Source organism: Agromyces capsici, assembly GCF_058349965.1.
Window position 1 is genome coordinate 2,442,387 of the sequence record NZ_JBYRET010000001.1, and the last position, 11,958, is coordinate 2,454,344.

The following is an 11,958-nucleotide window of genomic DNA, read 5'->3' on the forward strand; positions in this document are numbered from 1 at the left end:
AACGCTCGAGATTCCCCCCAATCCTTGCGTTGCCGAGGCGGCACCTGTTCCCCCCAATGGGTGCCGCCCCCTTCTTTTAAGCGGCACCCCGGGCGCGATCCCGGATGCCACGGCACGACCCCTCCTCCACAACGGCGTGGTGGGGGGTTCGTTCCGTCTCAGGCATGGATCGTGGCGGATGGTGCGGGGCGGGCGTCTAGCGTCGGCGGCATGCCGCGTCCATTCGTGCCCGTCCCCTCGTGGGAGTCCTCGCCGCGCGAGCCTGCGCTCGCGGACGGGCTCGGTGCCGCCGCGACTGCGGCCGCGACGGTGCCTGGCCCCGCGGCAGCCGAAGGGGATGGCCGGACTCGCGAGGTCTCGCCGTGGGCGCCCGAGGCGCCGGACCGCCCGTCGATTTCTGCGGCGTCCCGCCCCGGCGGCCCGGCGCCAGCCTCCGGACCCGCCCCACTCGCCGCACCGGCCGGAGCGGTCGGACGCGTGGGGCCCGCGCCTGCGACCGGCGGCGTCACCGCCGACGAGCTCGCCCTCCTCGGGCCGCTCGCGCCGTACGCGGCATCCGGCCCGGTGACCGACCTGTTCGTCAACGGCGACCGGGGCCTGTGGATCGATCGCGGCACGGGTGCCGAGCACGAGCCGTCGTGGACCGCCGCCGAATCCGAGGTGCGGGCGCTCGCCGTGCAGCTGATCGCCCGCGGCGGCCGGCATGTCGACGAGGCGACGCCCGCCGTCGATGTGCGCGTGGGGCGCGGCATCCGGGTGCATGTCGTGCTCCCACCGCTGTCCTCCATGGGCACCCTCGTCTCGGTGCGCGTGCCGCGCGTCGCGGACTTCTCGCTCGCCGCGCTCGCCAGGGCGGGCATGCTCGATCGCGAGCAGGAGGTGCTGCTGCGCGGCGCGGTCGCCGAGCGCCGCAACGTCCTCGTGACGGGCGCGGGCGGCACGGGCAAGACGACGTTGCTGGGCGCCCTGCTCGGTGAGGCGGGGCCGCGCGAGCGGGTCGTGCTGCTCGAGGATGTCGCGGAGCTCCGGATCGGGCATCCGCATGTCGTCGCGCTCGAGGCGCGGCAGGCGAACCTCGAGGGAAGCGGACGGATCGGGCTCGACGTGCTGCTCCGCGAGGCGCTGCGCATGCGCCCCGATCGGCTCGTCGTCGGGGAATGTCGCGGGCCCGAGCTGCGCGAACTGCTCGCGGCACTGAACACCGGGCACGACGGCGGCGCCGGAACGCTGCACGCGAACTCGCTCGACGACGTGCCCGCGCGGCTCGAGGCGCTCGGCTCGACGGCGGGCATGTCGGCCGACGCGGTCGCACGCCAGGCGGTGAGCGCGTTCGACCTCGTCGTGCACCTCGAGCGCGTCGACGGGCGTCGACGGGTGGCGGCGATCGGCCGGTTCAGGCTCGACGACGGCCGGCTCGGGATGGCGCCGTGCTGAGCCGGCGACGGCGTGGTGCCGCCGGGCCGGTGCGGGTGTTCCTCGCGTGGCATCGCGCGCGGCGAGCCGACCCCGCGGCGGTGATCGATCGGGTGGCGGCGGCCGCCGAACGGCTCGCGGCCCTGCTCACGGCGGGACTCGCGCCGGCGGCGGCGTGGCGGAACGTCGCTGCGGGCGACGCGGGCGATCGGGGCGACGCAGGCGTCGTGGCCGCCGGTGCGGCAGCGGCTTCGGACGGCGCGCCGGTCGCGGACGCGATCGAGCAGGCCCGCGGCGTGCACCGCGACGCGTCGCCCGCGTGGTCGACGCTCGCGGCGGCCTGGGCGGTGGCGGATGCCGCGGGCTCACCGCTCGCCGGAACGCTCGGCGTGCTCGCCGCAGCGTTGCGCGACGAGGCGCAGCTGCGCCGCGAGGCGGAGGCCGCACTCGCGGGGCCGGCCGCGAGTGCGCGGCTGGTGACCGCGCTGCCCGTGATCGCGGTCGCGTTCGGAGCGCTCCTCGGCTTCGACACGTTCGGCGTGCTCGTCGGCAACCCGGTCGGACTCGCGTGCCTCGCCGCGGGCTCGGCGCTGCTCTGGGCCGGCGCCCGGTGGAACCGTTCCCTCGTGCGCCGCGCGGCCGTCGCCCGGCCTGCAGCGGGGCTCGAGCTCGAGCTCCTCGCGGTGGCGCTGCGCAGCGGTGCGTCGCTCGCCCGGGCGGAGGAGCTCGTGGCCGCCGCGCTCGAGACGCACCTGCCCGAGCTCGCGGCGTCCTCCGATGCGGCTGCCGTGCTGAGAGTGGCCGAGCAGGCCGGCGCTCCGGTGGCCGACCTGCTCCGAGCCGAAGCCGCCCGGTTCCGCGGTGCGGCGCGCGCCGACGGCTCGAAACGGGCGGCGGCGCTCGGCGTGCGCCTGATGATCCCGCTCGGGTGCTGCGTGCTGCCCGCCTTCGTGCTGCTCGGCGTCGCGCCGCTCATGATCTCCGTCGTCACCGGCACCCTCGGCGGGGCCGTATGACGACTCCTGGCTCGTGCCACCGACGCCGCATCCGCGGCCCTCTGAAAGGAACCACATGTCGAACGTCCCGACCAACCGATCCACCGGGCGCCCTCGCGTGTCCGCGACCGATGACGGTCGCACCAGTGGCGGCAACGCGCCGAACCGGGCGCGGCTCCGGCTCCGGCACCTGACCCGCCGGCTGGCCGGTGAACGCGGTGCCGCGACCGCGGAGTACGCCGTCGCGACCATGGCCGCCGTCGGGTTCGCGGGCCTGCTCGTCGTGATCTTGCGCGGCGACGAGGTTCGCGGCATCCTCACCGACCTCGTGCGGAATGCGCTCACGGTGGGCTGAGCGCGAGCGCGGCAGCGTGACGGCCGAGTTCGCCGTCGCGCTGCCCGCGATCGCGCTGGTGCTCGCCGCGTCGCTCGCAGCGGTGCACGTCGCGGCCGTGCAGGTTCGGCTCGCGGATGCCGCAGCCGACGCTGCACGTGCGCTCGGCCGCGGCGAGAGCGCGTCGGTCGCCGCGGGCATCGCCGCACGGAACGCGGCCGGGGCGTCGCTGTCGACCAGCGTCGACGAGCCCTTCGTCTGCGCGACGCTGACCGGGCGCGCCGGCGGCGTGCTGTCGGCGCTCGAACTGCGCGCCGAGTCGTGCGCGATGCGGGGCGGGCTGTGAGCACCGGGACCCGGTGGGCGATCACGCCGACCGAGCCGGTTCGTGGTCGGTGCGGCACTCCTGAGGGGAAGCCGGGGGAAAGGTATCCGGCGGATACCTTTCTCCCGGTGTCGCCAAGGCGATCGCGTCTGCGGCGACCGCGCCGAGCCGGTGGCTTCGCGGCCATTCCGCTCGGCGGCGCGGCGGGGGAACGCGGCGCGGCCACGGTGCTCGCGCTGGCGATCGTGGGCGCGATCGTCGCGCTCGCGGCGGCGCTCGTCGCGGTCCTCGCGGTGTCCGTGGCGTCGCAGGATGCGGCGAACGCCGCAGACGCCGCGGCGCTCGCCGCAGCGGATGCGATCTCCGGCGCCGTGGCGGGGGAGCCGTGCGCACTCGCCGGGCAGCTCGCCGCGCGGAACGGGGCGCGGATCACCGGGTGCGAGGTGTCGGGCGCAGTGGCGACCGTCTCGGTCGTGGTCGAGCGCGCCGCGTTCTCGGCGTCGGCGTCGGCGCGTGCCGGCCCGCCGGGTGAAGTGGACGGGGTCGAGTGACGTGGACGGGACCGAGTGACGTGGACGGGACCGGGTGAGGTGGACGGAGCGGGTGAGTCGGGGGATCGAGCGAACGACCGCGCTGTTCGAGCCCGTCGCGGGGTCGCGGCGCCAGGTGAGGGAAACGCCGCGACCCCCGAGGACAGGACGGTGGTTAGTCCGCGCCCATCATGCTGAGCAACCCTCAGTCTCGACAACCCGCGGCGTCACACGGCGACTCCGTCCGCCGGTTGACGTTCGTCGGTCGGCGGCGCGGTCGGTGGCGGCACGGGTCGGCGATGCCGTCGCGGCCCCCGTCACGCGCGCGCGGCGACGTAGTCGATGAGAGCCTGCACGGTGATCAGCCCCGCGTAGTCCCCTTCCGGGGTCGACACGCCGGTCGATCCGGCGAGCACCTCGAGCAGGCGCAGGAAGTCGAGCGAGTCGAGCTCGAGATCCTGCCGCAGGCGTGCCGACGCGTCGAGGTCGTCGGTCTCGACGTCGGGCGCGACCTCGTTCAAGGCCGCGAACACGGCCGCACGGGCATCCGTCTCGTTCACAGTTCCTCCGGCTTCTGCAGCAGTTCGTCGACGCGCGCGAGGAAGCGGCCGCCGCGCAGGCCGTCGCTCACGCGGTGGTCCGCGGAGAGCGTCGCCGTGACGACCGGGCGCACGCCGAGCAGCCCATCCGTCGCCCACGGCTGCTCGACCACCCGCCCGAACCCGACGAGCGCGACCTGCGGCGCGTAGATGACCCCGAACACCGATTCCACGCCCAGATCGCCCAGGTTCGTGACCGTGATCGTCGGGTCGCTCATCTCGGCGCGCTGCAGGCGCCCGGCCCGGGCGCGGGCGACCAGGTCGCGCAGCGCCGTCATCAGTTCGTCGGGCGAGAGACGGTCGGCATCGTGGATCGCCGGCGCCACCAGTCCGCCGCCGCGCAACGCGACCGCGACGCCCAGGTGCACGGCCTCGCTCGGGCGGAACCCTCCGTCGACGAAGAACCCGTTCATCTCAGGCACGTCCTTCGCCGCGCGGGCGCTCGCCGCCATGAGCAGCGCCGCCGGCACGAGCCGCTCCGACAGCGGCCGGCCGGCGTTCGCCTGCCGCATCCACTCGAGCGCCGCATGGAGGTCGATCGTCGTGCTCAGGTAGTAGTGCGGGATCTCGCGCTTCGATCGCGCCATCAACGCCCCGATCGCACGACGCAGGCTCGCGACGCGCTCGGCGGCGCTCGCCGCCGCTGCTGCCGGCGCGCGTTCGGTGGCTGCGGCTGCGGCTGTGGCTGCGGCCTCGGATGGCGCGGCGGCGCGCTCACTCGGCGCGGCAGGCTGCTCGTGCGCACGCGTGGCGCGACTGCGTCGCGGCTTCGGCGCGCGCGCCGCGTGAGGCGGCTCCGGTGCGCTCGGCTCCGCCGCGGCGTGCGCCTCGGCCGCCGCGCGGGCCTCGGCCGCGCGATGCAGGTCGGCTTCCGTCACCGCACCGCCCGGCCCGCTTCCCTCGACGGTCGCGAGATCGAGGCCGAGTTGCTCAGCGAGGCGGCGCGCCCGCGGAGACGATCGGACACGGTCGCCGGGAGCGGGTGCCGGCTTACGCGGCGCGGCGATCGGCGCCGCCGCGGCCTCGACGTCCGCCCGCGTGACCGTGCCGTCCGGTCCCGACCCGCGGACGCGATCCACGTCGACCCCGAGCTGGTGCGCCAGGTGGCGCACAGGCGGAGCCACGTGCGCTGCGGGCGCCGAAACCGCGGCGGCGGCCGCCCCCGGGGCCGCGGGCGCCGCGCTCACCCCGGGCTCGGCGGCCGGCGCCTCGGCAACCGGCACCGCCGGCCCCGGCCCCGCGACATCCGCCGGCGTGCCGGTCACGCGCGCGATCGGGGTACCGACCGGTACCGTCTCGCCGAGGTCGACGAGGTACTCGGCGAGCACGCCCTCCTCGAACGACTCGATCTCCATGACCGTCTTCTCGGTGTCGACCGCCGCGACCAGGTCGCCGCGGTGCACGTACGCGCCGGGCTCCACGAGCCACTCGACGACCTTGCCGTGCTCCATGTCGGCGCCCAGCGACGGCATGCGCAGGTCAGGCACTCGCGCCCACCGCCTCCCGCGCGGCGGCGACGACCCGGGCGACCGACGGCAACGCCGCCTCCTCGAGGTGCTTGGCGTACGGGATCGGCACCTCCTCACTGCAGACGCGGCCGACCGGCGCATCGAGGTCGTAGAACGCCGACTCGGTGATGCGCGCGCTGACCTCGGCCGAGAGGCTGCCGCTGCGCCATCCCTCGTCGACCACGACCGCGCGATGCGTCTTCGCGACGGTCGCGAGGATCGCGGCATCGTCGAGCGGACGCAGCGAGCGCAGGTCGAGCACCTCCGCGTCGATCCCCGACGCGGCGAGCGACTCCGCCGCCTCGAGCGCGGTCGGCAGCGTGCCGCCGTACGTGATGATCGAGACATCCGCCCCGGTCCGACGCACTGCGGCGCGGTCGATGTCGACCGGCCCCGCGTCATCCGCCAGCTCGCCCGCGACGTTGTAGAGCGAGCCGTGCTCGAAGATCAGCACCGGGTCGGGATCCTCGAGCGCGGTCCACAGCATGCCGCGCGCGTCCTCGAGCGTCGCCGGCGCGAGCACCCGCAGGCCCGGGATGTGCGCGAGCCAGCCCTCGAGGCTGTGCGAGTGCTGCGCCGCGAGCTGGCGGCCGCCGCCGGTCGTCATCCGGATGACGAGCGGCACGTTCAGCTGCCCGCCCGACATGTGCAGGATCGTCGCGGCGTTGTTCACGATCTGGTCGAGCGCGAGCAGGCTGAAGTTGACGGTCATGATCTCGACGATGGGCCGCATGCCGCCGAGCGCCGCGCCGATGCCGGCCCCGACGAACGCGGCCTCCGAGAGCGGGGTGTCGCGGATGCGCCACGGCCCGAACTCCTCGAGCAGCCCGAGGCTGACCGCGAAGCCGCCGCCGTAGCGGCCCACGTCCTCGCCCATGAGGAACACGCGCTCGTCGCGCTGCATCGCGTCGCGCATCGCGGCGCGCATCGCCTCGCGGTAGGTCGTCTTCACGGCGCCGCTCCCGTCCCGCCGGCAGCGGCCGGCCCCGGCGCACCGCCCCGCTCCGACATCACGAACCGCGCGAGCTCCTCGACGGGCTCGAGCGTCCCGGCCTCGGCGAACGCGACGGCGGCGTCGATCTCGGCGTCGACCTCCTCCTGCAGCGCCGACCAGCGTTCGGGGGCGAGGTGACCGGATTCCTCGAGCTCGCGCCGCATCAGCGCGATCGGGTCGCGTTCCATCCACTGCTCGACCTCGGCCTTGTCGCGGTAGCGCTCAGGGTCGAACATCGAGTGCGCGCGGAACCGGTAGGTGCGCAGCTCCAGGAAGTGCGGGCCGCCGCCCGCCCGCACGGCGTCGACCGCGCGCCGCGCCGACTCCTCGACCGCGAGCACGTCCATGCCGTCGACCGCCCACGCGGCGACCGCGTAGCCCGACGCCTTCAGCGCGAGGTCGGTCTGCGACTCCGACCGCTCGAGCGCCGTGCCCATCGCGTACAGGTTGTTCTCGCAGCAGAACAGCACGGGCAGGTCCCAGAGGGCCGCGAGGTTCATGCTCTCGTGGAACTCGCCCTCGGCCATCGCGCCCTCGCCGAAGAAGCACGCCGTCACCCGGTCGCGGCCGCTCATCTTGTCGGCCAGCGCGAGCCCGACCGCGAGCGGCAGCCCGCCCGCGACGATCGCGTTGCCGCCGTAGAACCGCGTGCCGGCGTCGAACAGGTGCATCGACCCGCCCCGCCCGCGACAGCATCCCTCGCGCCGGCCGAACATCTCGGCCATGATCGACTCGGCCGGCACGCCCCGAAGGAGCGCGTGCCCGTGCTCGCGATACGTGGCGACGACCGCGTCATCCGGTCGCAGCGCCGACATCAGCCCCGCGGCGACGGCCTCCTCGCCGATGTACACGTGCAGGAACCCGCGGATCTTCGACGCCGAGTACAGCTCGACGCAGCGCTCCTCGAGCCGGCGCACGCGCACCATCTGCCGCAGCAGGTCGACCGCGCGCTCGGGGTCGGCCGCGATGCGCGCCGCGCGCTCCTCGGGCGACATCGCCGGCGTCATCGTCCGGCCTCCAGCGTTGACGTGTCGCCCTCGGGCAGCCCCAGTTCGCGCGCCTTGAGCAGGCGCCGCAGGATCTTGCCGCTGCGGGTCTTGGGCAGCGCGGGCGCGAAGTCGAGCAGCCGCGGCGCAACGGCCGGGCCGAGCCGCTTGCGCGTGAACCCGATGAGCTCGAGGCGAAGGGCGTCGGATGGCTCGTGCCCCGGCTTCAGCTCCACGAACGCCTTCACGACCTCGCCGGCCACCGGGTCGGGCACGCCGATCGCGGCGGCCTCGGCGACCGCCTCGTGCTCCATCAGGCAGCTCTCGACCTCGAACGGCCCGATCAGGTGCCCCGACGACTTGATCACGTCGTCGCCGCGGCCGACGAACCAGAAGTACCCGTCCGCGTCCCGGCGCGCCAGGTCGCCCGTGAGGTACCAGCCGCCGGCGAAGCACTTCCGGTACCGCGCCTCCTCGTCGAGGTAGCCGCGGAACATCGACGGCCAGCCCGGACGGAGCGCCAGCTCGCCCGTGACATCCGGCTCGCAGAGCACCGCCTCGCCGTCGCGGACGACGGGCGCCCCCGCCTGGTCGCGAGCGACGACCGCCGCCTCGATGCCCGGCAGCGGCCGGCCCATCGACCCCGGTCGGATCGGCATCGCCGGGTAGTTCGAGATCATGATGCCGCCGGTCTCGGTCTGCCACCAGTTGTCGTGCACGGGCAGCCCGAACGCCTCCTGCCCCCACACGACGACCTCGGGATTGAGCGGCTCGCCGACGCTCGCGACGAATCGCAGCGCCGACAGGTCGTGTCCCTCGGCGCGCTCGGCGCCGGCCTTCATGAGCATGCGCAGCGCCGTCGGCGCGGTGTACCAGACCGTCACGTGCTGCTCGTCGAGGATGCGGTACCACCGCTCGGCATCCATCTCCTCCTCGTCGACGATCGCGGTGACGCCGTGCACGAGGGGCGCGATGATGCCGTACGACGTGCCGGTCACCCAGCCCGGGTCGGCCGTGCACCAGTACACGTCGTCGGGGTGCAGGTCGAGCGCGTAGCGGCCGGTCGCGAAATGCGCGGTCACGGCATCGTGCACGTGGATGGCGCCCTTCGGTCGACCGGTCGTGCCGCTCGTGAAGTGCAGGAGCGCCATGTCCTCGGGGCCGGTCGCGGCCGGGGGTGTCGGCTCGGCGCCCGAGCCGGTCGCGTCGGCCGCGTCGGCCGCGTCGGCCAGCAGTTCGGCGAGGTCGAGCGTGCCCGGCTCGGGCGTGCCATCCGCGTCGACCAGGAGCACGTGCCGCAGCGCGGGCAGCTCGTCGCGGACGGGCAGCACCTTGCGCTTGTACAGCGCACGGGTGGTCACCAGCACGACGCCCGACCCGATCTGCATGCGCTGGCGCACCGGTTCGGGGCCGAACGCCGAGAACAGCGGGCAGAACACGGCGCCGTGCCTGAGCGTGCCGAGCACCGCCGCGTACAGCTGCGGCATGCGGCCGAGCAGCGAGTACACGCGCTCGCCGCGCTCGACGCCGAGCCGGCGCAGCACTGCCGCGAACCGCGCGACCTCGCCGGCCAGCTCGCGGTAGGTCAGCGACCGCGTCGTGCCGTCGGCCCGAACGAAACGCAGCGCCTCGTGATCGGCGAGCCGGCCGGTCGCGTGCCGGTCCACGGCCTCGTGCGCGATGTTGACGCCGCCGCCCGGCAGGCCGTCGAGCGCGCGGCGCGCGTCGTCCCACGAGAACGCGGCGCACTCGGCCTCGTAGTCGACCAGGTTCGGGCGCACCCCGAGTGCCGCGACATCCTTCGGAATGGGAGCCCAGCGGGTCGTCGACGGCGTCGTCGCCTCCATGGCCCGAGCCTAGGCAGGCAGGGGCGGGGTGCCGTGGGGCCCTTCGTCCCGCGGGCCCTCGCCGCCGCCGCCGCCCGCGCGCCGCCGGCCCCCGCCGCCGCCCGCCGCGCACTCGGGTTCTCAGGAGAACGGACGATCTGCAGGACCGGATCGCGGATTCCGTCCTGTGAATCGCACGGTTTCCTGAAATCCCGAGGGGGCGGATGGGCGCGAGCGGATGGCGCGGCGCGCTCAGCGAGCGGATGGCGCGGCGTGCTCAGCGAGCGGATGGCAGCGAGCGCGCCTAGCGGCCGAGCGCCGCCTCGAGCGCGGTGAGCACGGTGGGGTCCTCGATCGTGGCGGGCACCTTGTACGGCTCGCCGTCGGCGATCTGCCGCATGGTCTTACGGAGGATCTTGCCGGAGCGGGTCTTCGGCAGCCGGTCGAGCACGGTCACGTCGCGGAACGCCGCGACGGGCCCGACGGTCTCGCGCACGAGCGCGACGAGCTCCGTCACGAGCACGTCGTGGTCGATCACGGTGCCGTGCTTGAGGGTCACGAACCCGGCGGCGCGCTGGCCCTTGAGCGCGTCCTTGACGCCGATCACGGCGACCTCGGCGATCGCGGGGTGGTGGTTCAGCGCCTCCTCGAGCCCGCCCGTCGAGAGCCGGTGCCCGGCGACGTTGATGACGTCGTCGGTCCGCCCCATGACGTACACGTAGCCGTCGTCGTCGAGGTAGCCCGAGTCGCCCGTCGCGTAGTGCCCCGGGAACGCGGTGAGGTACGACGACACGTACCGGTCGTCGCCGTCGCCGGCGTCGCCCCAGAGCGTCGGCAGGCTGCCCGGCGGCAGCGGCAGCTCGAGCACGATGTTGCCCTCCTTGCCGGTGGCGACCGGCCGGCCCTTGCCGTCGACGATCGCGACGCGGTAGCCGGGCACGGGCACGGTGGGGGAGCCGGGCTTCACCGGCAGCGGCTCGATGCCGCGCGGGTTCGCGGCGATGGCCCATCCGGTCTCGGTCTGCCACCAGTGGTCGACCACCGGGCAGTGCAGCGCGTCGTTGATCCAGTGGTACGTCTCGGTGTCGAGGCGCTCGCCCGCGAGGAACAGCGCCTCGAGGCTCGACGTGTCGTACCGCGTCAGGTGCTCCAGGCCCGGATCTTCGCGACGGATGGCGCGCACCGCCGTCGGCGCCGAGAACAGCACCTTGACGCGGTACTCCTCGACCATGCGCCAGAACGCGCCCGCGTCGGGCGTGCCGACCGGCTTGCCCTCGTAGAGCACGGTCGTCGCGCCGGCGAGCAGCGGCCCGTAGACGATGTAGCTGTGGCCGACGACCCAGCCGACGTCGGATGCGGTCCACATCACGTCGCCCGCGTGGATGTCGTAGATGTTCCGCATCGACCAGGCGAGCGCGACCGCGTAGCCGCCGTGGTCGCGCACGACGCCCTTGGGCGTGCCGGTCGTGCCCGACGTGTAGAGGATGTACAGCGGGTCGGTCGCGGCGACCTCGACGGGGCCGACCGGCGACGCCGCGGCGAGCTCGGCCTCCCAGTCGACCCAGCGCACGCCCACCCGGCCGTCGAAGGCCGCCGCGTTCCCCGCGACGGCCTCCCGGTTGCGCACGATTACGGTCTCGACGCTGAGCTCGTCCTCGGAGACCACCGAGATCGACGAGGTCACGGCATCCGTCACCGACCGGTCGCCCACGATCATCGCGAGCGCCTTCTCGACGATCGGCAGGTACTCGACGGTGCGCCCCGGCTCGAGCCCGCCCGAGGAGGTCACGATGACCTTCGGCTGGGCGTCCTGGATGCGCACGGCGAGCTCGTTCGCCGCGAAGCCGCCGAAGATCACCGAGTGCACGGCGCCGAGGCGCGCGCACGCGAGCATCGCGATGACGGCCTCGGGCGTCATGGGCAGGTAGATCGCGACCCGGTCGCCCCGCTCGACGCCGTTGCGGCGCAGCACACCGGCGAAGAGCTCGACCTCGTGCAGCAGCTCGGAGTACGTGAAGGTGCGCTTCGAGCCCGTCATGGCCGAGTCGTACGCGAGCGCGACCTGGTCGCCGCGGCCGGCGGCCACCCACCGGTCGAGCGCGTTCGCGCTGACGTTCAGCGTGCCATCCGGGAACCACCGGTAGATCGGCGCGGCGGAGTCGTCGAGTGCGCGTGCGGGCGGGCGCATCCAATCGACGAGACCGGATGCCTCGAGCCAGAAGTCGCCCGGATGCTCCATGCTCCGTCGGTACTCGGTCGCGTACGTGCGCGTCGCGGTCGTGCCCATCGCCGTTCCTCCCCACCGAGGAGGGCGACGGTGCCACTGCCTCGGGACGTGCTGTCGATGCCCGCCGACTCTGGCGGGGTGCGACCAATGTATACACAGGATGGCGCGAGCGCCAGTCTGAACCCGAGAAACCGCCGAGAATTGCGCGAATCGTGCCATCC

11 protein-coding genes are annotated in these 11,958 nt (G+C 74.3%); 5 read left to right on the forward strand and 6 right to left on the reverse strand.

Annotated elements, in window-relative coordinates; genetic code table 11:
- The first annotated feature begins 477 nt into the window (after positions 1-477).
- From AC3RKB_RS11405 to AC3RKB_RS11425, 5 genes are all read left to right on the forward strand, one after another.
- A complete protein-coding gene (locus AC3RKB_RS11405) occupies positions 478-1,434 on the forward strand; it encodes a TadA family conjugal transfer-associated ATPase (protein WP_491436260.1) in 957 nt (318 codons plus the stop codon).
- A complete protein-coding gene (locus AC3RKB_RS11410) occupies positions 1,428-2,429 on the forward strand; it encodes a type II secretion system F family protein (protein ID WP_491436261.1) in 1,002 nt (333 codons plus the stop codon). Before AC3RKB_RS11405 ends, AC3RKB_RS11410 begins: the two co-directional genes overlap by 7 nt.
- Before the next feature lie 55 nt (positions 2,430-2,484).
- Positions 2,485-2,763, forward strand: a complete 279-nt coding sequence (locus AC3RKB_RS11415; RefSeq protein ID WP_491436262.1) for a DUF4244 domain-containing protein — start codon at positions 2,485-2,487, stop codon at positions 2,761-2,763.
- 16 nt (positions 2,764-2,779) lie between these two features.
- Entirely contained in the window at positions 2,780-3,088 is a 309-nt protein-coding gene (locus tag AC3RKB_RS11420; RefSeq protein WP_491436263.1) for a TadE family type IV pilus minor pilin, read from the forward strand.
- 107 nt (positions 3,089-3,195) lie between these two features.
- A complete protein-coding gene (locus AC3RKB_RS11425; RefSeq protein WP_491436264.1) occupies positions 3,196-3,618 on the forward strand; it encodes an Rv3654c family TadE-like protein in 423 nt (140 codons plus the stop codon).
- A gap of 296 nt (positions 3,619-3,914) precedes the next feature.
- On the opposite strand, the gene AC3RKB_RS11430 is transcribed toward AC3RKB_RS11425, so the two are convergent.
- The 6 genes from AC3RKB_RS11430 to AC3RKB_RS11455 all read right to left on the reverse strand — a co-directional run bounded on the left by AC3RKB_RS11430 (position 3,915) and on the right by AC3RKB_RS11455 (position 11,797).
- Entirely contained in the window at positions 3,915-4,157 is a 243-nt protein-coding gene (locus AC3RKB_RS11430) for an acyl carrier protein (protein WP_491436265.1), read from the reverse strand.
- Complete coding sequence (locus AC3RKB_RS11435; RefSeq protein ID WP_491436266.1) at positions 4,154-5,683, reverse strand: dihydrolipoamide acetyltransferase family protein; 1,530 nt, start codon at positions 5,681-5,683, stop codon at positions 4,154-4,156. The genes AC3RKB_RS11430 and AC3RKB_RS11435 overlap by 4 nt, the downstream gene beginning before the upstream one ends.
- On the reverse strand, positions 5,676-6,656 hold the full coding sequence (locus AC3RKB_RS11440) for an alpha-ketoacid dehydrogenase subunit beta (protein ID WP_491436267.1): 981 nt from the start codon (positions 6,654-6,656) through the stop codon (positions 5,676-5,678). The genes AC3RKB_RS11435 and AC3RKB_RS11440 overlap by 8 nt, the downstream gene beginning before the upstream one ends.
- A complete protein-coding gene (pdhA, locus tag AC3RKB_RS11445; protein WP_491436268.1) occupies positions 6,653-7,705 on the reverse strand; it encodes a pyruvate dehydrogenase (acetyl-transferring) E1 component subunit alpha in 1,053 nt (350 codons plus the stop codon). The genes AC3RKB_RS11440 and pdhA overlap by 4 nt, the downstream gene beginning before the upstream one ends.
- Positions 7,702-9,531, reverse strand: a complete 1,830-nt coding sequence (gene acsA, locus AC3RKB_RS11450) for an acetate--CoA ligase (protein ID WP_491436269.1) — start codon at positions 9,529-9,531, stop codon at positions 7,702-7,704. Before acsA ends, pdhA begins: the two co-directional genes overlap by 4 nt.
- Positions 9,532-9,814: 283 nt before the next feature.
- Positions 9,815-11,797, reverse strand: coding sequence for an AMP-binding protein (locus tag AC3RKB_RS11455; RefSeq protein ID WP_491436270.1), 1,983 nt, complete (start codon positions 11,795-11,797; stop codon positions 9,815-9,817).
- Positions 11,798-11,958 lie beyond the last annotated feature (161 nt).